The organism is Lysinibacillus sp. FW301-JW8 (assembly GCF_058788755.1).
The window spans coordinates 68726-93555 of sequence record NZ_JBYTBB010000008.1 but is presented as its reverse complement, the minus strand read 5'-3'; the positions used below and the strand labels follow the sequence as shown (position 1 = coordinate 93555).

Below are 24830 nucleotides of genomic sequence, written 5' to 3'. Positions count from 1 at the left end.
GCAAAGTAACTACTAAACCTGTCAAGTCTAGGTTATCACCAACATTGTATGATACTTTTGTTGGTGCTGTTTTTACTGCCACATTTGTTACTGTAATAGGCGTAACCGTAATCATTTGAGTGACTGTTTTTCCACTCACAGTAATTGTTACTGTATTATCTAACACTGTTAATGCTGTACCATTTGTTGGGCTTACTGTGATTCCTTTTGATGCAAAATCTGCTAATCCTACATCTTCTGTAGACCCATTAGATTTTTGCAAAGTAACTACTAAACCTGTTAAGTCTAGGTTATCGCCAACATTGTATGATACTTTTGTTGGTGCTGTTTTTACTGTTACTACATTCACTGGGCTATTCCCACCTTATCCACATTCAATAGCATGTGGTTTATAGTGAGCCTTCACCATGCAGGCGGCTTTCACCGCACACGGCGATCCATCAACGACTTTTGTCACTGACTGGGTTCCTTCGTTCCTGCTAGTTTTCTCCTTCTTGACTGTTACCAGTCAAGTCCAAACGGCTAGCAATCGTCACTACTACAAACCCGCTGCCACCTTCTATCCCTCATTGGTGCTATCCCACCTACGCACAGAAGGCTTCAAACGTTCCATGAAGAGAATCCCTTATTTTGATGACTTTAGGTTTCCACTTTGCGAACGCGTACCAACATGAATTTAACAGTCAATTTCTTTCATGACCAATCGAGCATTACAACTCGACGAATCTGTACAAAACCCCTAGCGTAGCTTCTTATCATACAGATTGGGTACTCGTGCTTTACATAATGGATTCGTTGTCCTAACCATTGCCATCTTTTAAAGAGCCCCGCCTCGCCCTGCGAGTACGACTTCACCTGACTTCACCCCTTCGACGTGGTAGCGTCTCACTGGATGCAGGAGGATTAGGCTTCTATCTGCTGACTGTTAGATAGAGATTGGCCATTCACCAACCCTTTCTTCTTCATCGTTAGATTTAGCGATGTTGCTAAACCCACTCGTTTCATCTGTTCAGACTTATCGAGTAACGTTTCGTTTATTTTTCTTAAGGGGTTACCGTGTAAGTTACTGTTGCTGTTTTCGCTCCATCTGCTGTTTTCGCTGTGATGGTTGCGTTCCCTACACCAATCGCAGTCACTTTACCTCGGCTATCTACCGTTGCAACTTTCGAATCCGAGGAAGTCCATGTCACATTTTTATTTGTTGCATTTGCTGGTAAGATGGATGCCGTCAATTGCGCCGTTTCCCCTTGATTGATCGTTGCGGCTGTAGCGTTCAGTGAGATATCTATTACTGAAATCGTACTCGGCGGAGATGTTGCTGGATCTGGTGTTGGTCTTGACTCTAGGACTGGTGAAACAGATTCCTTAAATTTATTTCCGACCCATGTATTTCCATTCACATTAAATTTAAATTCATACTCGACATTTTGAATCTTTACTTTAAACGGCTCTTTCGGAATGGCTTCTTCTGAAACAAAGTTGATTTTTACAACATCCCCCTCCAAATACATCTTCGCAATAACAGCCGATGTCATCAGTTCATATTCCTTATCAGTTGAAAAAATTTCTGCCATGCCTTCAATTGACAGTGTAAAGGTTAAATTTAGTTCCGGTTCTGGCTCTGGATAAGATTCAGTTAAAGTGTTCGGATCGGTATTTGGTGTCTCTTCCTCGTTCGCTGTTAATTGGACGACTGCCTCTGTTCGCATGACAAAGACCGCTAGTTGCCCGCGTGTAACGTACGACCCACCATCAAATTGGGTCGCTGTTCTCCCTGTTGTGATCCCATTTGTATAAAGCGGCAGAATATAGTCCTTATATTCCTTACTCACATCCATTAACGGCATGGTCGCGCCTTCTGGTGATTGTAAATGAAATGCTTTCACCAAAATTTTTGCTAGATGATTGCGCTGAAGTGGTTCATTCGTGCGGAACGTATGATCCTCATAGCCACTAATAATGCCCGCCTGTGCTAAGGCCGCAATCGCCCCATAATAGGAATCGCTAGGCAAAACATCGGTAAATCCTGGATCCACTACATCATTCGTATCCAGCCCCAATATACCGGCCAAAATTTTCGCTATTTGTCCACGTGTAGCCGCTACATTAGGCTTAAATGTATGATCCACATACCCTTTCACAATTTCTCGTTCAGCTAATGCATACACTGCGTCATAGAAATAGGCAGATTGGGGGACATCCGAAAAGGTGGTTGCCTGTGCGTAAGTAGGTGCAAACATAGGAACAGAACTGACAGCTAGTGTGACACCTACTGTTGCTTTTACATAATTATTTTTGATACCCATTTTCGATTCTCCTTTTCTTTTACTATCTTAATGCGTAATACATTATAAGTTTGCATTAATTTCAATCGACTTTTCTTAATGAAACCTTAATGGTTTCATCAAGTGTTGAAAAACAAATTTGTCAAAGAACCAAAGTTTAAAATTACAACTTTAAAATGAAGTTTTCATATATCATCCTTCTTTGAAATAAGATATTCGCAAAAAAAGACTCTACACCTCAGAGGATGAAAATATTAGTTAACCCATAATATGAAATTTTTTGGGAAAAACCGGATCATCACCAAATTCCGGGGATGACAAATTCAATGACCTGTTTCCAAACGTAAACAAAGGAAAAGATGATCATCATTTACGTAGCCAAATCCACGCCTTTTGATGAGCTTTATTTTATTATTTGTGCTCTCCATAATGCCGTTTGAGAAAGGTGAAATGATTGTATCTACCATGTCTTTCTCACAGACAATCACCTTTTCGGCAATCTTTGAAACCATGCCACTTATGTGAAATTGATAACGTTTAAGCCAGACTTTTAGGCAACATAATGATAAAAAGCACAACTAAATATTTACTTATCTTCTTTATCGAAAATTTTAGAGTAGACTTTTTTTACATACAAATAATCTTGGGTACCTGGTGTTTGGGTGGTCAAAAGCAAACTTCAGGAATTGGCCGGATCAGACGCTACAGGATGCACCTGGCTTGATCGAAACGATTTAAGAAACTGTTTTTTTACAAATAAAAACAGCCAAATCTCCAATTAGGGAAATCTGGCTGTTTTAATAAATAAATTATTTCACTCCTCTTTACTCATTGAATGTGCATTATGATCTACAGAGGCAAATCTTGAATATGGGTTAAATGAATCCGTCGGAATAAGAGCAGGCGTACCATTTCTAAGAATTGGAGTAGAATAATATTCTCTCATTGGAACAGCATCAATATCAACAGTATCAGCAGATAATGGATATTCTTTGAATTCTACATAGGAATATAAGCCAACTGTATTTGCACTAACTGATGCGCCTTCTACATTTAATGAATAATTCTCTCCTACTCCTGTAAACACAGGAGAATACCCTGACCAGTTCGGATTATAAAGGACCGATGCCCTAGCTGATAACGAAGAATTATTTGAAAAATTTTGTTCTTTAAAATATATTTTGGATAGATGATAAGGACTTCCTTTTGGTGAGACTCCAGTTCCAGAAATATTAGCAGATAAGGTCATAGGGATCGTAACAGGACCTCCCATAATATAAAATGTAGCGATAACTTTACTTCTAGCAGGAACTAGTACAGGTTGAGTATACTCCCATAATTCTTCATGAGTACTTGTAGTAGTTTTAGTAGTGCTATGATTATATTCACCTGTTAAAGATACTTCTACACTTTGTTCAATCTCTCCAGCTATTAAAAACCCTACTTTTATTTTACCTTTAGTAGTAGATTTAATACTTGTGCCAATCTTATATCCTGTTGTGGTACTTGTTGTAGTAGTCTCTGTACACTTTTGTGAAAACTTAATAGTTTGAGATTGCTGTATACTTGTATCATTTGATAAAACTTGAACAGATGTTAACAATATTTTAGGATTAGATCTAATATTAACTATATCTGGCACAGCGTCTACATTCTTAATATTCCAACTATATAAACTAGGGTTTTTAAATGAATTAGGTTGTACTTTAAATTTTCTAGTAGCATACCATTTCAACTCTTCATAAGCTTTTTGTTCAATATCAACGATTGTCATAAATTTCCCACCTTTTATTTTTTTATAAAATTTTGAACCATCTAGATTTTTGTTATATAGAGAGGTGATGCATAAATCTTGTTGGTTGTTTGCTATCTCCTATATTTTGTAATTATTAACATATTATAATAATACACTTTTCAGTTGATTTTGATTGAAAGTATAAAAATTTCTTTTTAATGAATAAGTCAACAAAAACGTAAGACCTTTTCTTGTTTGAATTAGTCACCACACCCAATTTTTTCTGTATGAATTTAGAAACAGCGAAACAGAACTGATGGCTTTTTTAGATTACGAGAAATATGATTGGATCGGCTTTTCAGCTATTTTTCTTAGTTCAAAGCAGACTTCGGACATTGGCTAGACAAGCTTAAGGCTTTGACCAGATCGGGCTTGATCGATGCGCTCATAATCCGATTTACTCTTTTTCTAAATAGCGATAAATCGTCGTCCGAGACACGCCCCACCTTTCTGCAACATCTTTAATCGGTGTACCACTTTCAATTAAAGCCTTCATCATTTCAATATCTTTTGGTCCATACTTCTCCCGGACGTTCACGCGACTTTGCAGCTGCTCAACCTGCAACAGAGCGTTCTTCGATTAGATTACATTCAAATTCCGCAAATGCTGCGAACAAGTGAAACATTAATTGCCCCGTTGCATTACTTTTGTCCATAGTTAGATTTTCTTGAAGACTATGAAAGCCAACACCACGTTCATTTAAGCTGTTCACAATTTAAATCAAATCTTGCATGTTACGTCCTAGTCAGTCCAATCGCCAAACGACAATGGTGTCGCCTTCACGTGCATACCGAAGTACTTCCTCTAAACCTGGACGTTGTTTTTTTGCCCCACTTATTTTATCGTGAAAAATTTTTGTACAACCATGTTGTGTTAACGCATCTGTTTGTAAATCTAAATTTTGTATCCTGTTGACACACGTGCATATCCAATTAACGCTTTAACAGCCATTCGATAGCTCTATAGCTGCTGCACCACCATATCATCTACTTTTATGGTACGTTCACTATTTTTTGTTTTCGTTGATCCTATACCGTTATTCCCTCTAGTTCGCTCAATAGTTATCGTTTGATTGGCAAAGTCGATATTTCGCCATTGAAGCCCCAATGCCTCACCTTTACGCATACCTGTATAAGCAATTGTTAAGAATAAGCAATAGTAAGCAATATCCTCATGTTGCTTAATATGATCTAGCAATACACTAAGTTGACTAGGCGTGAGATAATTTTTTTCTGTTTATATATCTCTTAGAGAAGGGGGAGCGACTCCATTTAATTTATTGCGTAATAGGATTTCCTCTGTTACCGCTGCATTGATAGCAATCTTAAAAATTGAATGCAAGGCACGTATTGTAGAAGGTTTTAACTTGTCCTGTAGCACATTAATAAATACCGTTTGATAAATAACCTTTTCAAGTTTTTTCAACTTGTAAGAGCCAAGAAAAGGCTTAAAATAGCTTTATAAAGCCCTCATGTTGGGTAATGGTAGCAGGTTTCCATTTACCTTTATTTAACTCGAACCAATATCTAGCCATTGGGCGACTGTTAGGTTATCATGTTCTATATGTTTAGTTTCACCACGCAGCGTTGCAGCCTGATTGTTTAGTCTTAGTAATGAAATTTCTTTAATAAGCCCTGAAGCTCATCTGCCTGCTGAGCCATTTCCTTAGCTGTAGAAGCCATATGTTCTATCGAGGCTAATTGCTCCTTAGCAGTGACTGTTACATGTTCAGAACTATCTGTTGCACTACTAGCAATACGAGCCATTTCCTCTGTGGAAGCGGTCACTTCTTCAATGCTTGCTGACATCTGCTCTGTCACCGCAGAAATGTCATGAAGCTGCGAACTTACTCCTTCTATGGACTGCATAATTTTTTGGAAGGCCTCTTTTGTTTCATCAACAACTTCCATACCTGCAGCAGTTTCCTTCGTATTACTCGAAATAGCTGTAATCACATTGGTAGTGTCGTGTTGAATCGATTGTATAAGGACCGCAATTTGGTCTGCTGATTGCTTCGATTGCTCTGCTAATTTTCGTACCTCATCTGCTACTACGGCAAAGCCCTTTCCTTGTTCCCCTGCCCGTGCTGCTTCAATCGCAGCATTTAAAGCAAGTAAGTTCGTTTGATCTGCAATACTAGTTATCACATCAACAATATTGCCTATTTGTTGTGATTGTTCACCTAATATTCGTACCTGCTTCTCTACATGATCAGAAGAATCATTTATAATTGTCATTTGCGACATTACACGATTCAAGGAATCATTTCCTTGCGCTGCCTCTTGCCCCATTACATCAGCAGCATCTGACACTGTTGAAGCAGTTTCAGCCACTTGCTGAATACCAATGGCCATTTCCTGCATAGCCGTTAAGCTCTCCGCTGTAGTATGTAATGTCGTTCTAGAGCCTTGTGCTAAATCTTGTAGCGTTGAGGCTAATGCTCTTGTCATTTCCGCTGATTGATCTGATTGGGATGTTAAAGTATCAGAGGATAAATCAACCTGATGAGATGTTTCGGCAATCTGTTGCATTAAGCTCTTTAAACTTGTCAGCATTTTATTGAAGGATTGTGCAAGCTCACCTGCTTCATCCTTCGAATTAATTTGTAGCTGTTTTGTTAGATCCCCTTCCCCTTCTGCAATATCTCGAAGTTGACGATTCATTTCCTTAAGTGGTCTTACAAATGCTCTTGTGAAAAGGAAACTACCCAAAGTCGCAATGGCGGCTCCTATTAACATGACAATAAACAGCTTGCCGATAAATGCGAAAATAATTTGTTGAACCTCATCTATCGTCTCACCAACAAACCACATCCCTATAATGTCTCCATTAGCATCTTTTATGGGTGCATAGAGTGTTAAATATTTTGTCCCAACAACATCAGCTTCACCTATAAATGTATTGCCTTTCTTCATTACCTCTTCAATAACTTTCGGGTCAGCATCCTTGCCAACTAAGCGATCACCATTAAGCTGTAAATTAGTAATCAGCCCTTTGGTTCCTTGAAAAATCGTCACACCGCCTTCGATGCTTTCTCCTACCTCATCTACAAAATCCACTTGGTCAACTATTTTTGCATTGCCTTTATAAAGCTCTCCATCTTTTATTGCCCAGTCTCCCTTAAATCGTTCTTCAAGCAGCAGATAACCAACCTTAGAAATATGCGTTATACTTTGCTCGAAATTATTGCGCATAATATCCTTCACTTGCACATAGGAAACAACGCCAATCATAATGCTTAAACATATAATGACCACCACTAAAAGCAAATTAAATTTTGTACTAATTCTAAATGTGCGCAAAATCTCTCTCTCCTTTCTTAAATAGCTTGTAGGAATAATATGTATAAAATGTAAATCACGTTAATTAAACATGATTCTAATAATAGTTTCAATACATTATCAATAAATTAATATATTTTACAAATATCAACGGTTTTTTATTGAAGGATATTGTGGCAAATCTAGTGATACTAATGATTTAATAGATAGTTTAATATCATTAGGGATGATTTTTGGTTGTGCTATAGGTGTAATTTTTGGCATGCTTTTTACCAGGCTTTCAAGTATTTAATGCTAGTTTAGAAGCTGGAATAGGGTATTTATTTGGAAGAGTTGTTTTTAGATAATATAGTAAGAAAAGAAACTCATAATATAAAGATATGAATAACAGAACTATATTAGAAGTTTGATTTGCTGAAGATAAAAAATAGTCTCTCATATATAAGTAAATCTCCATTAGCAAAAAATCCACATTAAGTCACTGTTAGCCCATTAATAACAGAAAATTCCGATTTCAAGGTATTTGGGCTGTTCCTATTTTATAAAAAATAAAACACTTAAAATGCCCAAAATGTTGTTTAAATCAACGCTTTGGCATTTTTATTTAGCTTAAGAGTGACAAAAAACTAGATATTTACAAAGGAAACTTTCCATTTTTGCGCGAGTGTACCACAAAATTTTCGTTATAGTATGTATAACGATCATAAGGAGTGAAAAAATGAATGATTTTATCCAACGTCTTCAACGACATGATGAAAAAGCATTGAAATATGTTGTTGATCACTATTTAGGATTTATAAAGGCAATTACTCTAAAAATTTTAGAAAAACCATCAGATTATATGTTAGCTGAGGAATGTGTAAATGACGTATTCCTACTTATTTGGCAAAAAAGTAATTATTTTATTGGGGAGGAAGCTGATTTTAAAAGATGGATAGGAATGATTACTAAATATAAAGCGATTGATCTTTACAGAAAACAGCAAAAGCAACTAACGACATTACCTATGGAAAATATTCCTCCTCTTATCGCACCAGATAATATTGAACAACAGCTTGATAAAATGTATGCGAAAGAGCAATTACTTCTTGAAATCATGCATCTACCTGATTTAGATAGAGAACTATTTTTAATGAGGTATTACCTTGAATATACAAATAACGAGATAGCAGAAATTCTACATATTTCAAAATCTGCAGTGGAGAATCGCTTATATCGAGGAAAGAAAAAGCTTGCTAAAAATCCTAAATTACAGGAGTGTTGGACATGAATAAAGAAAAAATCTTTTTACAGTTGGATATAGATGATATAACGCCAGTAGTGGTTTCAAAAAATGAGAAGCAAAAGGTTTTAAACACCGTTTTACAGAAGCAATTCAGGCGAAAGAAAATCCGTAAATGGACCATTGCCTCCATTCTTGCAATTGGAATTTGTTCAGCTAGCTTAGTGAATTTTCCATCTATGGCATCTATATTACCAATTAAGGATGTAACTTTATCTGAGAAACTCTTTTCAAAACAGCATGAATTTATTTTTAATCGTATTTCAATTTCAGAAAATACAGCATCTATTTACTTTAGCTGTGATTTAGATTTTGCTACTGAATTCATAACTTTAGACATTGTTGATAACTTTGAAAATCATTATTATGACACATCCGAAACAACCACAAATAAAATAACTGATAATTACTCAAATGGTAAAGTAATACTAAATAATTTTCAGGCTAATGCATCCTCAATATTCATCACACCAATCGTTCATACAATGGATAAAGAGGGCAATATCACAAAAGATAGACTGGAGACAATAAAAATTGAGATAGACTCTAATGAGGAGTGAAATATAGGAACGAATCCTTTGAATTTATTGAGTGAATAAATTCAAAGGATTCCCTTTTTAATCGGTAAATTCCTCTACTCTATCCAACCATTCATCGATGAGGCTATTAAACAAATTCGCTTGTTCGATTTGCAAGTTATGACCAGCCTTATCTAAAATCGTGAAGCTTGCTCTTGGGAACTTTCCAATAATATCAAACGCATCCTTATATCCAACCATAGAATCCTGTTTACCCAGCAAAAATAAGCATGGTTTTTCAAATAGCATTTCATCAACAGGAAAGGAAAAACTATAGTTTTGCTGAATTTTTTCCAAAAATTCCGCGTCTGCTTTTTCTTGTCCTGCTACTACCTCATTCATGTATCGGGTACAATGATGTTCATCTAAAACAACCAGATATGAGCTATAATCATCTAACTCCTGCTTCGTCAATGTCGAAATAAATTCTTTATCGGACAGAATAATACTTTGTTCTGGCACTGTTCTTCTTTGTTTTTCTGGAATAATCAACGGACAAATAAATGCAGCCCCTAATATTTCTTCTTGATAATCCCTCATGATTCCTCGAACTAAATAACCACCATAGGATTCCCCTACTAAAAGATAGGGTTCATTTGGAATTAAGGAATAGATTACCTCAACTACAGCCTTTAACATCTCATCAGAGTTATTAATTTCTTCATAGTCTGTCGTCTCCCCCATTCCCGGAAGGTCAATATAGATTCGTTTCCAGCCTTCTCTTTTGAAGAAAACCGGCTCCATACACCCCTTCATTAATCTATGATCTGGCGAAAATCCATGAAGCATAACGATTGGCTTTCCCTCTCCAATCATTTCATAGTAAATATTAGCCTTACTTACCTGGCAAAATGGCATAGTTGTTCCTCCAAAAAATGTTGTTTCCACTAATATATCATCTATACCCAATTTTTCAAAAAATCGTTGGACTAAACTAAGGAGATATTCCAACCATTAGTTTAATAATTCTATCCGTCACTTTGGCTTTTCTATCCATCAGTTCATTGATTCTAACCACCACTTTCAATTTACAGTAAAATAAAAAACCTCGATTATCGGTAGTGAGATAATCGAGGTAATAAACGATACAAAATTATAATAGCTCTTTACGTAATTCAGCAGCAGTTTTAGGTGATAACAGACCGAATGGAATATCGAATACTGTTTTCGCACCTTTGTCGCCAGCTTGGCTTAAACGATAGGCTGCACGTGCGTAGGCTACTAGAACACTAGACGTGAAGTTAGGATTACTTTCAAGTTTTAATGAGAATTCAAGAATTTGTTTATCATTAGCACCACTTTCACCACTGCGGATCACAAAACCACCGTGTGGCATACCAGTATGGTTCGCTTTAAATTCATCTTCAGAAATGAAATTAACAGTTGTATTATATTCGTCAAAATAGTTTGGCATAGTCACAATTTCTTGTTCAATTTTTGCTGCATCCGCACCGTCTTCAAGTACAACCCAGCATTCACGGGCATGTTTTTCACGTGTTGTCAGCTCAGGATTTTCACCGTTACGAACACGCTCAACAGCATCTTTAATTGGTAATGTATATTGTACAGCATTTTTTACACCTTCGATACGACGTACAGCATCTGAATGCCCTTGGCTTAAACCGTCTCCCCAGAATGTATATGTTGTACCTACTGGAAGTACAGCCTCACCAAGTACACGATTTAATGAGAATAAACCTGGATCCCAACCAACTGAAATGACTGAAACTTTACCAGATTGTTGTACTGCCGCATCTACCGTTTCAAAATATTCAGGAATTTTCGCATGTGTATCAAAGCTATCAATTGTATTAAACCATTGTGCAAAGTGTGGACCTTGCTCTGGTAAATCTGTTGCAGAACCCCCACATAAAATCATTACATCAATGTCATTTTGGAATTTTTCAGCATCATCCACTACATACACTTTTGCATTACTTGCAACGTTTACTGTTGAAGGGTCACGACGAGTAAATACCGCTACTAATTCCATATCTGGATTTTGTGAAATAGCGTATTCCACCCCGCGTCCTAAATTTCCATATCCTACAATACCTACTCGAATTGCACTCATTAAAATTCCTCCTCAAGATTACGTGACTATGTGAAAAACTTCACGTTAAATCTACTTACAATAATACTTTGTGTTAGAAAAATTCACAATAGTTTGAGTATCTGTTTTTGCTTGATAAATTATATCAGTTTTCTATGATTTTTATCGTTCAACGGCATGAATACGGTTACAAATTACTACTTCATGTTACTAACCTTTAAGTTTTCGTTAAAGCCTTGTAAATAAAGACTTTTTAAGACAGGTATCTTGTACAATAAAACTAACGACAAAAGGGGGCATGATGAATGAAAAGTAATTGTTACTCACCAAGTACACCATGGGAACAAGGAGCATTACTTGCTTGTCCATTCCAAAATGCACAGAAATCTGGAAAAGCACATGATACTACATTTTCAACTTCCACTGAGGTAAAGCATAAGCCATTCTCACTCTACACGCATTATTGTACAGGCATTATTCCTTTTGACGTTTTGGAAAATACCCTCAACATTACCCCACAAAAACAAAGAATCAATGAAGTTAGCTTTTATTGTAGCGGCAAGGAAATTGCTCGCTGGTTGGTTAAAAAAAGTGAATATAATAAGCTTGAGTTTGTCTACTTTTTTGAAGATTGTTAATCTCATTTTTCAGATCTGAGCTTGTAAAATCTGATTAATTCCTCTAATTTATCAGCGGTTACTGCTAGCTGATCCGTACTCTTCGTAACTGTTTGAAGCGAACTACTCGATTGTTCCGCTGAAGCCGCCGTTTGCTCAACACTCGCAGCAGCCTGCTCAGTTACCGCTGCAATTTCCTCAATCATTTTGCTAACATTTTCACTATCCCTCATAACTAATTCAATTTTCTCAGAAGTATCTTGAATATTGACCGTTACCATTTCAATGGATTCATTAATATTTTCAAAGGTATGTCCTGTAATTTTCATTTGCTCTGAACCCTTTGCAACCTCGGTATACCCCTGCTGTAAGGAATCTGTCACAGTATGCGTTTCTTGCTGAATCATCTCGACAATCCGTGTAATATCGACAATGGAATAGGAAACCTGATTTGCTAATTTCTTTACTTCCTCTGCCACAACAGCAAAGCCTTTCCCAGCATCACCTGCACGAGCCGCCTCGATTGCAGCATTAAGTGCTAATAAATTGGTTTGGTCAGAAATTTCCTGAATCACAGTGACCAGCTGATCAATTTCTTGTGATTGTTTTTCTAAATTTTGTACATTTACTACAGTATCCTCAAATACTTGGTGAATAATGGTCATTTGTGACAATGATTGATCCATTAAAGACTTTCCCTGACCTGACATTGTTAATATATCATTTGATTTCTGAAATATTTGTTGACCATTGTCATTAATCTCACGAATATTGTTCGAAAACGACTCCATTTTACTGACCATATCGCATGCTAAATTTGCTTGTACTTCTGCTCCAGATGCAAGCTCCGTCATTGTTATAGCAATTTGCTGTGAGCCGTTATGTACTTCGGTTACGGACTGAGCAATATGTCCGCTTTGCTGATGTAATTCCTTTGCAGAGAATTTCACCTGCTGCAGTAAATGATTATTATTTTCGCTGACAAAATTAGCTGCCTTCATTAGCACAGCAATCTCATCTTGGAAATTAATTTTTAATGGCGGATCACTTAAATCACCTTCAGCCATTTTTTGCAAACGGTTCATAACCATATTAATAGGCTTCACAATTCCATTTGTTACAACAATCGCAATTATTATTCCTGTTAAAACTATTAAAATAGTGAAAATTATATTGAATTTAACATTTTTATTTCCAATGTCAATCACATTGATACCTTGTTCTAATACATCCTGTTTTCGTTCATCTGCCATTGCAGTAAAACCACTCATTAAATCTCTCGCATAGCCTTGCGCTTCACCATTTAAAATTGCTTCAGCTTCATCGATTTTTCCTTGTTCAAATAGAGGAAATACTTTTACCTCTTTTACCTCTTGCCATTGTCTCCCCAATTCTACAAGCTCTTTCGTCTTATTTGATTCCGTTTGCTTTAGCAATTCTACCTCTAATTCCTTTGCTTGTTCAGCATATTTCTCAAATTCATTTTTATAGGAAGTGTCGCCTGTAAGAATGTAACCTCGAGCTAGTGCAATTTTCTCAGCAATATTAAAAGCCATAGATTGATCAAGCATGAGCAAAGGAAGCTGCCCTTGCATAATGTGATCGGTATCTCGATGAATATTTTTCATTGATAATATTGTATAGACTGAGAGAATGATCATTAGTAGCAATACCAGTAAAAAACCAAATAGATTTTTCTGTCGAACTGATTTAAGTTTTATTTTTGACATCTTCTTATTCCTCCAGAGATATTCAACCATTTTACTTATAGACTTCTTTAGCGTTCATATCGTTGTTTTTCACTGACAATAATTGCTTTTAATTGCTGTAATTTATCCACGACTATATGGGAAACTAACGTAATCTCTCGTAAATAAGCTTCCGTTTTATCTTTATATCCCTGATTGTATGCCTGAACTGCATTTTTTGCTAAATCATGAATCAGAATATGAGGTTCTTCAAGCTCTTTGTAAATGGCTTTATCCCCAAGCAATGTTTTTCCTAAACCGTAGTACCACTTACCCAATCGACAGTTTTGATAAGAGGATATCTCTTCTTCTGACATCTTTTCAAAACCTAGCAGTAAATTATAAATTTTCCAACCCCAGAGCAAATGATCTGTAATAGCTAATTCAATAATATCTTCTGAACTAATAATATAATTATTAGAGATTGTTTTTGTGCGATAATCATTAATCATATTGCTAAGCTGATAAATTGATGATCCCATGTGGAATACAATATCCTTACTTTTCTCCATGCTTTCTGAAATATGTTGATTGCATTCCGTAATGTAATTAGCTGATTCAGTTTGATTTCTGACTGTTTCAGCAATATCCCCAAAGCGAATTCCTTGTTGCTGAATGTTATCGTTTAATTGTGTAAGTGTTTCTGTAATCATTGCAGTATCTACTACACCCTTGTGTAAATCTTTGGCAATTTCCTGTGTAATCGATTGTATTCCTTCTGTTATTTGTAGTAATTCATTTATATCAGTATGGATTGAGAGCACGGAGGATTTTGTATCATCAGCCAATTTACGGATTTCCTCTGCAACAACAGAAAAGCCTTTCCCAGCTTCTCCAGCACGTGCCGCCTCAATCGTTGCATTCAGTGCCAAAAGATTTGTCTGATCTGCAATGGATTTAATTAATTCCATTAATTTTGCCACGCTATTTACACGATCTACGAGAAGACCAATATTGACCTGCATTGATTTTTGACTTTCATCTGTTAATTGTAGAATAGAAGTTATATGCTTTAATGATGCTAAATCTACATTTAATTCTTCTAATGCATGTTTTGTTTGTTGCGAAATATCACTTACTGAAACAGCAATTTCTTCAATACTATGTTCTAAATCATGCATTGATTGATTTGCCGCGACAATTTCTTTTTGCTGCATCTCTTGGAACTCTATTAGTTCTTTTATTGAATTTAACTGTGTATTATATTTAATAATTTCCCCCAGTCCAGTAACAACAAAGTTTGCCTGATTTTCAATATAGGTTTCAAATATAATTTGCTGATCAATGTTCAATAAGCTTTCAAATGCCAGCAATACATCTAGCATGTTTTTAGGATTTCGCGATAAATCTTTTACGATTAGTGGAATAATCAATTGATTTATTAGCATATAAATAGCGATGATTTGATTAGGAAGTATGCCAATACTTAAAAGGATAGATGATAATTTTCTTCTTTTAAAAACATACTCAAGATTTAACTCATCTTCAAATAAGCTCATAAAGTAGTCATCTATTAATTGTTTTTCCCCACCGATTTCTGGATACTTTCGAGCCAATTCCGTGAATTCTGCTATCCCATGCAATCGTTCTAATAAACTCGCTAAAATATCTTGTTGATGTCTATCATAGATATTGCGTAAAAGACGAACTAATTCCCTTCTATTTTTTGAAAAAGCTAAAAAATCTAATTTTTCTTTAAATCGTTCATTTGATTCTATATCCGAAAAATCTATTGCTGAAAAATAGTTATAATCTCCAGCTACATTTCTTGAAAAAAACATCTTCTCACGCTGCATTGCTATAGCAAATTGAATAAAATCTACATTGCTTTAAAGCTTAGCAGCTCCCCCCCCTTTATAATTTTAATATTATTAATTGACTATCTATATTACTTTCAAGAAAATCTGAGTTGTCATAGATTACAGATAGTATATACAGATAAATAGATAAAAACAATCTATAAATTGTAAGATTTTAGTTCAAATTAAATTCTAAAGAACTATTATAAAAGACCTATATATTTTTCTGCATTTTATATTAAAAAAATACAGGAGTTTTATCATATAAATAGTTTGCAAAGTGAAAGAATACTTAATTAGCCAACATATAATTATTTCTATATAGGTATTTACTGTTCTAAACTTTTAATAAATAGTATTACTGTTGCCTTTTATTTTTAACAATTACGCCAAGGTAATTGCGTCTGGATTTTTTCTAGCTCGCTCCAAAAAATCCTTTTCATAATCCGTTACATCCTTTGAGGGCTAATCTTGATTCAGTGGGCGTTTGTAACCCTGTTTAATAAGCATTCATCTCGTTACCTATGGAGGTGGAAGTATTCTGTACCTGAGGCTTCGCTTTCGGTACAAAAACATTTGTTGCTGTCGCTTCGCTTTCGCACAGTAAACATTTGTTGCTGTCGCTTCGCTTTCGCACAGTAAACATTTGTTGCTGTCGCTTCGCTTTCGCACAGTAAAGATCTGCTAAATCAAGATAAAAAAGAGCTATTACCTTCTTATTTGATGGTAATAGCTCTTTGAATACAAAATTTCCTACAATGAGTTACTGAATTTCCTGGGCCAATCGGTGAAGACGTTCCTCATCAATAATGTGATAACCATTCTTTTTCTTTGCTAGAATCTTTTCATCACAAAATTGAGCCAAAACATATAATAGGTGCCGATAGGAAACGCCCAAATATTCACTGATTTCTGTATGCCTTTCTTTATAGATACCTTGATCTGCAGATAATTGAATAAAGGCAGCTAAACGATTTTCGAAAGGATATGCCAGATTTTGCGTATATTTAGCTGTCATATTTGTTGCCTTCTCTCCTAAAAACACGCAGAGTCTTCGTAAAAAAAGGGCATCAGCTAGGAGTTTTTCTTTACATGCCTGTGTAATAGAGAAGCAAATAGTCTCTGTTACCGTTTGAATCCCTTTAGTATATCTTGCTTCATTTAACAGCTCAATTTCCCCCATAAAACGTGGTGCCTCTAAATACTCAATAAGAGAAACCTTACCATTTTTATGGGTCATATATAGCTTTGCTTTCCCCTCCACCATGTAGTAAAGCGTATCTGGAAATGATCCTTCTTTAAAAATCCATTCCCCTTTGTCAAATTGACATACTTCAAGATAAGGATAAATATCAAATGAAAAGAAATCATGGATCGGGTATTTTTCTAGATAATGTAAGCGTTTATTAGCTGTCAGTATGTGCATTTTTTTACTCTCTCCTAAAAAATATGAGATATCTCACATTATTGTACCGACGAACGTGCTATTATTCAACATAGTTAATGGAGGTACGGTAAATTTATGAATAATCAACGATGGCTTTCTCAGAACTTCTTTGCATTCTTTATTACTTGGGGTATTTTCTTACCCTACTGGACAGGCTGGCTCGTAGATGTCAAGCATCTTACTGTCTCACAGGCAAGTGTTGTGATGGGCTGTGGTCTTTTAGCTCGGGCAACTTCAAATCTGTTTTTCTTCCCAACCCTTGCTAAGTATGTACACAATAAAAGACTTATTACAATTCTAGCGATAGGTGCTCTTATAACAACATTACTTTACTTACCAAGCACAAGCTTTAGTATGCTTTTAACTGTTACTATATTATTTAGCGTTTTTTACCCAGCTCTTCTACCTGCCGTCGAAAGTAGTGCTGCTACATTAGTCCAGAACGGAAATGTTCACTATGGTAAAAGTCGTTCATATGGATCTTTCGGATTTGTTGTTGCGGTGTTAATTATTAGTATGTTAACAGGTATATTTGGCAAGGAAGTTATCTTCTGGAGTATGGTCATTGGTCTAGTCGGTATGCTGTTGATGCAACAGCTAGCGACACCAAAAGTATTGCTTGTGGTACCGACAAATGAACAACGAGCAAAATCGCTGTCGATGAAAACACTATGGACTATTAAAGGCTTCCCTATTGTTTTATTCATCGTCATCCTATTGCAAGGTGCACATGCTTCTTATTATAGCTACGGTTATATTTATTTAGGTGATTTACATGTCGATCCGTTCTATATGGGGATGATTATAAACATAGCGGTTATTTGTGAAATTTTATACTTTATGAAGGCGGATACGTTATTTACAAAATGGCGCTCATCCTCTTTATTGCTTTTAGCAGCAAGTGGTTCTTCCTTGCGCTGGTTACTTATCTATTTATTTCCCAATGTTTGGGTATTTATCGCATCTCAAACCTTGCATGCATTGTCATTTGCCCTTGCGCATTTTGCCTTTATTGGCTATTTGACTAAAATATTACCAAAGGAACAAATCCCAAATGCTCAAGGACTTTATTCAGCATTAGCAATGGGATTAAGTACAGCCATCCTTACATTTTTAGGTGGTTATTTATACGAAATTTCCCCAGGTCTATCCTTTGGGGCAATGCTGATTTGTACTGTGCCGGCTATCGCAATTTTGCTTGCAACTAGAAATAAATACCAATATTAAAACCAATCAGGTGGGAAAGACACTTTATCTTTCTTCACCTGATTGTTTTATCTTGGATAGTAAGAAAATCCTGGATATTTTACGACCGGCCACTTTTCCTTTCTCAAAACCTCAAGGAGCTCCTGACCAACATGTAAATTGCTTTGCACCAGCTCAGATGGAGTCAACGCCATCCATTGATTTAACGACACATCCTGGAAACGATTGCTTTTAAACATTTCGAGGAACCATAATGTTTCTGTTCCTGTATTCTCAATATAATGACCGTTGGCAAATGGCACATAACCGACATCTCCTGCACGATAATCGAATGTTCTAGCCGTACCATTAGCGGCAAACACAGTCATACGCCCCTTTCCTTGTAGATAATATTGCCATTCGTCATTATTTGGATGCCAATGTAATTCTCGCATTGCGCCTGGCTCAATTTCTACAAGTGCTGCTGCAATATTTTTGGAAATAGGGAAGTTAGAGGAATCCACAATTCTAACACTGCCACCTGGTGTTTTAATGGGGGGTTGTGAAAGTAATCGATGTTTGAAACTTTGAGGAACTTTACCATATGGAGATTGTACCTTTTGTGTTTCGATAGGTCCTGGCACCTTATCTTGATAAATATAGACTTGTTCAGTTGGAATATGGTCAAAAGCGCTAATAGGAACGCCGAAATTGGCTGACAGCACATCTTTAGGTGTATGCGCAAACCAATCGGATATTGAAAATGTATTAAGATCTGAGAAATTCCCATCATCAAATACTAGTAGGAATTCACAGCCGTCCTCAAGACCCTGTATCGAATGAGGAATTCCAGGTGGGAAATACCATAAATCCCCGGGTCCAACATCCGCAATAAAATTTCTGCCATCCTGATCAACTGCTGTAATACGGGCATGACCTAGAAGCATATAGGACCATTCTGCCTGTTGATGCCAATGTAGCTCACGTACGCCACCAGGTGTCAAACTCATATTAACCCCTGCCAATGTCTTGGCAATTGGCAAATCATGCACAGTAATTTCTCGTGACCAGCCGCCCTTATTTAAGGTCATATGTGTATCAGAAAAAGAGAATTTTAGATTTGGGATAAGCCCAGCATCTGTTATTGGAGGGACTAGCATATCTGGATTTTCTAGATCCCTCATAATATCCCTTGGTCCTCTATCCACCCCTCCCGCTCCATCATCTCGAATAGGCTGTGGAACATAAAAATAGCCCTCTGGCATATTCTCCAATTATTCACCTCTTCATAAAGAAATCGTTATTTAAAAATGTATGGATTCTCTATCTAGATTATTCTTTTTCTTTTTTATGAGCATCAAACGCTTTGGAAATATCATTTCTCAAGGTGACAATTTGACAATATTAACAAACATAGTTATTTTAAGTTCTGTGTGAAAATGTACAAAGGAGAATTAAAGGATGAATAGCGAAATCAAAAATCAGACTATTTTTAAGAATTTGATAATCGAAACCGAAAGACTCATTATTAGACCTTATCGATTGGAAGACATTAAAGATTTGTTTAACATAATATCGGAGCCAAAGTTGAGGAAATAATACAATGGTCTATGGATTGCAATAATAAAAATACCCTAGAGAAGATTTATAAATTAAATCTTGGTATTATTTTGAAAGAATCAAATTGCTTTATTGGTTTTTGTGGTCTTGGTCCCTATGATTTAGATTCTACAAAAATTGAAATCTACTATGGTCTCAATAAAGATTTTAGAGGAAGAGGGCTTACTACTGAGGCGGCAAAAGCCTTAGTAGATTATGGTTTTTCTACCTTTAGATTAGATGAAATAGTGACGACGGTATTTCCTCAAAATATTCCTTCGATAAGGATTTTAGAGAAAATTGGGATGACTAAACAATATTCCATAACAAACCCGCCTAAAGAACATCTAGATTTTAAAGGAATGGATTATTATACAATCTCGAAATAGAGATTTCCTAAAAATATCACACCCCTTAATAGAGGTGCGATATTTTTATTTATTATCAAACGACTCAATTTTCGTAATTCTTTAGATGGCCTAATGCTTGTCCTTTGTATTCGCTTTTCCGAAGTTATTGATTACCCTAATAATTCTTGATATTCAGGATGTTTTTCAAACTCAGCTTTTGCAAAAGGACATAGTGGGATGACTTGTAATTTTTCTTTTCTGGCATATTCGACAGCTGCTTTTACTAATTGCTGACCTACATTTTGACCTCTTAAATGTTCTGCAACATGTGTATGGTCTAAAATGATTCGATTTTCACCTACACGAACAAAATGAACCTCGGCTTCACTATTTCCTTCGTTTCCAATATAAAATGACTGAGTACCCTGTTTAATTTCCATTGAAATAATTCTCCTTTTAAATTTTATATTTTAATGCACCGCTTGGACATCTATTAATTACTTCTACCACATTCTTTACATCTGCTTGATCTGGAGAAATCCAAGGTCTAGCTTTAACATTGAACACCTCTGGCAATCCTTTTACACATTCAGCCGCATGTTGACAAATGTCTCCATCAAAATAAACTGTAATTTTTTCTCCTTGGTACTCTTTAAAACTCATAAAAATCACCCCTCATTTTTATTTACTACTCTATAGGTCTAATGCTTTCTCAACATCCTCTAATGAACATATAGCTAGTTTCCAAAGGTCCCATCCCTGCTCACATCTACTGATGAATCTTTCTACTTCGTCCATTCTTGTGTACTTGGCTTCATTATCTCGATTTCGAGATAATATCAAAAATATCTTGAATTACATTATCTCTAATTCGAGATAATAATAACATGATTATTAATGGTAGTCAATACCTCTTAATGGTAAGTTTTTTCACTACTAATTGAAACTTCGACTATAGAAAATCCATCATGTCCTTAATGATTTCATCTTGCTCCCTACCTAATGTCATTAAATGTTTGGAGTTTTCAAAACCTCTCTTGTACTTTTTAGAAGAATGTACATGCTGATAGATGACTTCTGCACTGTGAGCGTATAAATCATCGTCTCGTTCACCGTAGTAAATAGCGATTGGTATCGTAATTTTATCAAGATGTTGCATTGTTTCCTTGATAAATTGTTGAAATTCTATAGAAGTCTCCAACGGCATTTCGTTAAATAGTTCGAGTTCACTAGAAATTTGTTGTACTGATTTGCCCTCAATACTTTTATAATTGTAAGCATAGTCGATGATTCTTTGTTTTAATTGTGCTGGCTCTTTATTAATAGGTACCGATAATACAATGATTTGCTCTAACACTTCTAATTGAGCAAGCTTCAAAGTGAAAATACCTCCAATTGATAAACCAATCACTGAGATCTTTTGATAGCCTTCATTCAGCAAAAATTGATGGGCATTCACCACATCTTGCCACCAGTCGTCTACATTATATTGTAATAATTGTTCTGGGATATGACCATGTCCACTATATAGTGGTACATAACAAGTGTAGCCTTTTTCGTGTAGCTTACTGGCAACTTTCTTCATATCTCTTATATGGCTTGTAAAGGAATGTAAAAGCAATATGGCATGCTCATTCCCTTTCAAGTAAATTTCTTTAGCTGGAAGTATTTTAACCACAAAATCAGAACCTTTCATCAGGTTTTATCAATAATAGAAGGTAGCCTCTTTATGGCTACCCTCTTGCTGTCTTTTATCATAAAACAAAATTTAATAAATTACATCTCTCCGCTTAATTTCACTAAAATTTTTGCTTGAGATTTGTCATTTGTTAATGCTTCAAATCCTTTTTCTACGATATCATCTAGTTCAATTTGAGAAGTAATGATCCCTTGTGGTTTTAATTGTCCAGTACCCATTAAATCCACTGTTTGCTGGAATGAAGTTGGTGTATAAGCAATTGTTGAAGTAACTTTAACACCTGTGTTCGTTAATTGCATTGGGTTCCATTCAATAGAATGAGCAAAAATGGATACGATAACAACTGTACCACGAGCACGAGTCACATCGATGGATGATTTAAATGTTGGTGCAACACCTGCTACTTCAAATGTAACGTCTACACCATCTGGAGCATAATGTTTCACCGCTTCAACCGGATTGATTTTTCCAGAGTTAAATACTTCTGTAGCCCCAAGCTCTTTCGCTTTTTCAAGTCGTGTTTCTGATAGGTCAAAGACAAATATTTTGCTTGCGCCAGCTGCTTTTGCTGCAATTGTTGTTAATAAGCCGATTGGACCAGCACCAAAAATGGCTACTGTGTCACCAAATTGCATACCACTTTCTTTAATTGCTTGTACAGCCACAGCTGTAGGCTCCACTAAAGCACCATCCTGTAATGTTAATGTATCTGGTAATTTGTAAATATTATGTTCTGGTGCATTTGCATATTTAGTAAAACCACCATCGCCATGTAACCCGATAAAGCTAAAACCATCATAGCTGTCAATGTCTTCTGGTTTGTTTCCATGAGTAATTGTAGGGTTAACAACTACGCGATCACCAACTTTATATTTTGTTACTGCTGGTCCAACCTTTTCGACAATCCCTGCGAATTCATGACCCATAGTAATTGGTGCAACCTCACCTGTTAATTCATCTGGTGCATCTACTGGCACAAAGACAGGTCCTTCTTGGTATTCATGTAAATCCGAACCACAAATACCAGCCCAAGCTACACGAACTGTTACTTCATTGTCTTTTAGTTGTTTTAATTCTCTTTCTTCTACTCGGATATCTTTTTGACCATACCATACTGCTGCTTTCATTTTTCATTCCTCCAAATTTTGATGTCATTTCTCATGATGTTTAACGAATTGTATTTAACGCTTTAGACCATGGAATTAGTTGGTCTAACATTTGATTTACTGAATCAGTTTGTACAGCTTTTGGTTTAAAATCTGTACCATTTTCAAAATCTGTGAATAGTGATAATGCAGGGTGAACGCGTACATCTGCGATTAAAAGCTCTCCTAGAATACCACGTAAATGTTCTGCAGCTCGAGCACCGCCTACAGAACCATAAGATACTATCCCCGCAGCTTTGTTATACCATTCTTCACGTAAATAATCTAACGCATTTTTTAAAGCACCTGTAATAGAATGATTGTATTCTTGTACGATAAACACAAATCCATCTTGTTTGGCAATAGCTTCTGTCCAAGCTTGTGCACCTGAAGCATCTTGCCCCACTTCACCTAGTAAAGGTAATTTGTAAACTGCAATATCATTTCTGTATAATTCGCATCTCCTCGTTGATCTGCGATTTCCTTTACCCACTGTGCTACCTGTGGACTTACTCGTCCTTCACGTGTTGATCCAATAATGATGCCGATATTTAGTTCTGCCATTGCTTCTTCCTCCTTTTTATTTGAAGTAAAGAATCTATTTAAAAACTCATTTCTAAATCCCACCTTTCTAATGACGCAAAAGGTTTGAATTCTTTTGTCTTGAATTCGAGATAATAGTAACACTCTATTTCTTATTTCGCAACTTTTCTATCTCGGAAAAATGATTTTACAATAATAAAAAAAACAGAGACGTTATTTATTGCAATATCTCTGCCTTCAACTATTTTCTTTTCAATTGAATACTAAACGGAATGTAAAAAGAACACACTAAGATTTTTGAACCTTTTGGTGGCTCATTTGGTTTTAGCGTGTTCATAAACAGTTTATTTATTTTTAAGTATATTGGTTTTAATTACGAAATAGAGAGTAGTCTTATGACGATTATTCTATGCCTCCATCCATTGGCCAAAATAAAACGTTAATTCCATACTTTGAACCTATATAAAGACGAGCTTCTTTGTTTTTGCCGTCTCCATCTATTACTACATAATATTGACCAGCTTTGTAAGCATATACATAGCTGTTACCATTTATATTTTCTGCTACAGGCTTACCGAAATATTTTAGTAGTTTTTCAGTTAGCTCTTTTTTCGAGCCCGCTATTATCGCTCTTTTGCCTATAGCATTAACTACTTCCGTTCCTTCAAGCTTATTTTTAGGAGGGAAAACGTATGATGCCTTTGGTGTCATATAAAAAGGAATTTCGCCATACTCAAGCATACCTTTAATATTGGCTTTTAGAGATTTATAGTTCATGCCTATATTCCCTGGTACCCATTTTAATTGCCCCTTCTTCGCTAGGTCGGCAAATTCCTGATCGATATAATCAATCTCTTTCATCTCTCCATCTTTAGTAAGTAGATAGTATTTTGTATCGAATAAGCCTGTAAATCTATCGCCCATGGCAACGTAGTCTTCATTATACCTCTCTATACCTATTTCAATAATACTAGGCGAAAGGAATTCGGCGTTGATACCTACACCATTATCAATTTCTTTCTCTAAGAAAATTTCTCCATTTGGGCGAACGCCGACTAATTCAAGACTGTCACCGCCACGGCCAGAATCTTTATAATACATAAATGTATCTTTGTTTCCAGTAATAGTAAACTGTAATTCTCCTTCCATAAATGGACCTCCGAAAGAATATACTTCATTCTTTCCTTTTAGGATTACTGGAACGCATAAGCCTTTATTTACTCCGATTGTCAACCCGTTAGATAGTTGTGCTGGGAAACTTTTGTTCTTACAAAACTCTGGATCTGATACTCTATGTATTTTAGAGACTTTTCATTAGTCGCATCGGCGGACAGACTAAAGAATGAGACAGTTGCCACTAGCAAGAAAATAAAAGAAATTGTGATTTTAATTAGATTTCTCAAAACGTTTCTCCTTTTATATG

General features: G+C 35.9%; 20 protein-coding genes and 4 pseudogenes. 5 read left to right on the top strand and 19 right to left on the bottom strand.

Annotated elements, in window-relative coordinates; all coding sequences use genetic code 11:
• The 7 genes and pseudogenes from AC3WOM_RS05480 to AC3WOM_RS05450 all read right to left on the bottom strand — a co-directional run.
• On the bottom strand, nt 1–349 hold a 349-nt coding region (locus AC3WOM_RS05480), incomplete at its 3' end, for a bacterial Ig-like domain-containing protein (protein WP_492445483.1).
• A gap of 694 nt (nt 350–1043) precedes the next feature.
• Complete coding sequence (locus tag AC3WOM_RS05475) at nt 1044–2306, bottom strand: S-layer homology domain-containing protein (protein WP_492445481.1); 1263 nt, start codon at nt 2304–2306, stop codon at nt 1044–1046.
• A gap of 335 nt (nt 2307–2641) precedes the next feature.
• Nucleotides 2642–2863: pseudogene (locus AC3WOM_RS05470) on the bottom strand (transposase); the annotation flags it as partial.
• A gap of 236 nt (nt 2864–3099) precedes the next feature.
• Nucleotides 3100–4059 (bottom strand): ETX/MTX2 family pore-forming toxin, encoded by a 960-nt coding sequence (locus AC3WOM_RS05465; protein WP_427544549.1) that lies wholly within the window; start codon nt 4057–4059, stop codon nt 3100–3102.
• Nucleotides 4060–4477: 418 nt separating this feature from the next.
• Nucleotides 4478–5032 (bottom strand): annotated as a pseudogene (locus AC3WOM_RS05460) (recombinase family protein).
• A gap of 9 nt (nt 5033–5041) precedes the next feature.
• Nucleotides 5042–5293 (bottom strand): annotated as a pseudogene (locus AC3WOM_RS05455) (site-specific integrase); the annotation flags it as partial.
• Between the two features lie 395 nt (nt 5294–5688).
• The gene (locus tag AC3WOM_RS05450; protein ID WP_492445479.1) at nt 5689–7383 is read right to left on the bottom strand and encodes a methyl-accepting chemotaxis protein; all 1695 of its coding nucleotides are present in this window, start codon (nt 7381–7383) and stop codon (nt 5689–5691) included.
• 697 nt (nt 7384–8080) lie between these two features.
• Here AC3WOM_RS05450 and AC3WOM_RS05445 point away from each other — a divergent pair.
• Both AC3WOM_RS05445 and AC3WOM_RS05440 read left to right on the top strand, forming a co-directional pair.
• A complete protein-coding gene (locus AC3WOM_RS05445) occupies nt 8081–8632 on the top strand; it encodes a sigma-70 family RNA polymerase sigma factor (RefSeq protein WP_492445477.1) in 552 nt (183 codons plus the stop codon).
• Complete coding sequence (locus AC3WOM_RS05440; RefSeq protein WP_492445475.1) at nt 8629–9204, top strand: hypothetical protein; 576 nt, start codon at nt 8629–8631, stop codon at nt 9202–9204. Before AC3WOM_RS05445 ends, AC3WOM_RS05440 begins: the two co-directional genes overlap by 4 nt.
• Nucleotides 9205–9261: 57 nt before the next feature.
• Here AC3WOM_RS05440 and AC3WOM_RS05435 read toward each other — a convergent pair whose 3' ends face one another.
• Nucleotides 9262–10080 carry an alpha/beta fold hydrolase gene (locus AC3WOM_RS05435; RefSeq protein WP_492445473.1) on the bottom strand — a complete coding sequence of 273 codons (819 nt, stop codon included), beginning with the start codon at nt 10078–10080 and terminating at the stop codon, nt 9262–9264.
• A gap of 235 nt (nt 10081–10315) precedes the next feature.
• Entirely contained in the window at nt 10316–11296 is a 981-nt protein-coding gene (locus AC3WOM_RS05430; RefSeq protein ID WP_492445471.1) for a diaminopimelate dehydrogenase, read from the bottom strand.
• A gap of 284 nt (nt 11297–11580) precedes the next feature.
• Here AC3WOM_RS05430 and AC3WOM_RS05425 point away from each other — a divergent pair, with 284 nt between their 5' ends.
• Nucleotides 11581–11913: a hypothetical protein gene (locus AC3WOM_RS05425; protein ID WP_492445469.1), complete on the top strand. Its 333-nt coding sequence runs from the start codon at nt 11581–11583 to the stop codon at nt 11911–11913.
• Between the two features lie 2 nt (nt 11914–11915).
• Here AC3WOM_RS05425 and AC3WOM_RS05420 read toward each other — a convergent pair whose 3' ends face one another.
• The 3 genes from AC3WOM_RS05420 to yeiL form a co-directional block, all read right to left on the bottom strand.
• Nucleotides 11916–13622 carry a methyl-accepting chemotaxis protein gene (locus tag AC3WOM_RS05420; RefSeq protein ID WP_492445467.1) on the bottom strand — a complete coding sequence of 569 codons (1707 nt, stop codon included), beginning with the start codon at nt 13620–13622 and terminating at the stop codon, nt 11916–11918.
• 47 nt (nt 13623–13669) lie between these two features.
• Nucleotides 13670–15421: a methyl-accepting chemotaxis protein gene (locus tag AC3WOM_RS05415; RefSeq protein ID WP_492445465.1), complete on the bottom strand. Its 1752-nt coding sequence runs from the start codon at nt 15419–15421 to the stop codon at nt 13670–13672.
• A gap of 781 nt (nt 15422–16202) precedes the next feature.
• Nucleotides 16203–16865 (bottom strand): transcriptional regulator YeiL, encoded by a 663-nt coding sequence (yeiL, locus tag AC3WOM_RS05410; RefSeq protein ID WP_492445463.1) that lies wholly within the window; start codon nt 16863–16865, stop codon nt 16203–16205.
• Nucleotides 16866–16961: 96 nt separating this feature from the next.
• Between yeiL and AC3WOM_RS05405 the strand changes: the two genes are divergently transcribed.
• Nucleotides 16962–18113, top strand: coding sequence for an MFS transporter (locus AC3WOM_RS05405; protein WP_492445461.1), 1152 nt, complete (start codon nt 16962–16964; stop codon nt 18111–18113).
• A gap of 47 nt (nt 18114–18160) precedes the next feature.
• Here the strand turns inward: AC3WOM_RS05405 and AC3WOM_RS05400 are convergent, their stop codons facing one another.
• Nucleotides 18161–19336, bottom strand: a complete 1176-nt coding sequence (locus tag AC3WOM_RS05400) for an oxalate decarboxylase family bicupin (RefSeq protein WP_492445501.1) — start codon at nt 19334–19336, stop codon at nt 18161–18163.
• Nucleotides 19337–19681: 345 nt separating this feature from the next.
• On the opposite strand from AC3WOM_RS05400, the gene AC3WOM_RS05395 reads away from it, so the two are divergent.
• Nucleotides 19682–20059 carry a GNAT family N-acetyltransferase gene (locus AC3WOM_RS05395; RefSeq protein WP_492445460.1) on the top strand — a complete coding sequence of 126 codons (378 nt, stop codon included), beginning with the start codon at nt 19682–19684 and terminating at the stop codon, nt 20057–20059.
• Between the two features lie 131 nt (nt 20060–20190).
• On the opposite strand, the gene AC3WOM_RS05390 is transcribed toward AC3WOM_RS05395, so the two are convergent.
• From AC3WOM_RS05390 to AC3WOM_RS05365, 6 genes and pseudogenes are all read right to left on the bottom strand, one after another.
• Nucleotides 20191–20460, bottom strand: a complete 270-nt coding sequence (locus tag AC3WOM_RS05390) for a GNAT family N-acetyltransferase (RefSeq protein WP_492445458.1) — start codon at nt 20458–20460, stop codon at nt 20191–20193.
• A gap of 16 nt (nt 20461–20476) precedes the next feature.
• The gene (locus tag AC3WOM_RS05385; protein WP_492445456.1) at nt 20477–20683 is read right to left on the bottom strand and encodes a (4Fe-4S)-binding protein; all 207 of its coding nucleotides are present in this window, start codon (nt 20681–20683) and stop codon (nt 20477–20479) included.
• A 289-nt stretch (nt 20684–20972) separates the two neighbouring features.
• Complete coding sequence (locus tag AC3WOM_RS05380) at nt 20973–21698, bottom strand: alpha/beta hydrolase (RefSeq protein ID WP_492445454.1); 726 nt, start codon at nt 21696–21698, stop codon at nt 20973–20975.
• Between the two features lie 98 nt (nt 21699–21796).
• Nucleotides 21797–22846, bottom strand: a complete 1050-nt coding sequence (locus tag AC3WOM_RS05375) for a 2,3-butanediol dehydrogenase (protein ID WP_492445452.1) — start codon at nt 22844–22846, stop codon at nt 21797–21799.
• A gap of 40 nt (nt 22847–22886) precedes the next feature.
• Nucleotides 22887–23428: pseudogene (locus AC3WOM_RS05370) on the bottom strand (NADPH-dependent FMN reductase).
• A 381-nt stretch (nt 23429–23809) separates the two neighbouring features.
• Nucleotides 23810–24556 carry a hypothetical protein gene (locus tag AC3WOM_RS05365; protein ID WP_492445450.1) on the bottom strand — a complete coding sequence of 249 codons (747 nt, stop codon included), beginning with the start codon at nt 24554–24556 and terminating at the stop codon, nt 23810–23812.
• Between the last annotated feature and the right edge of the window lie 274 nt (nt 24557–24830).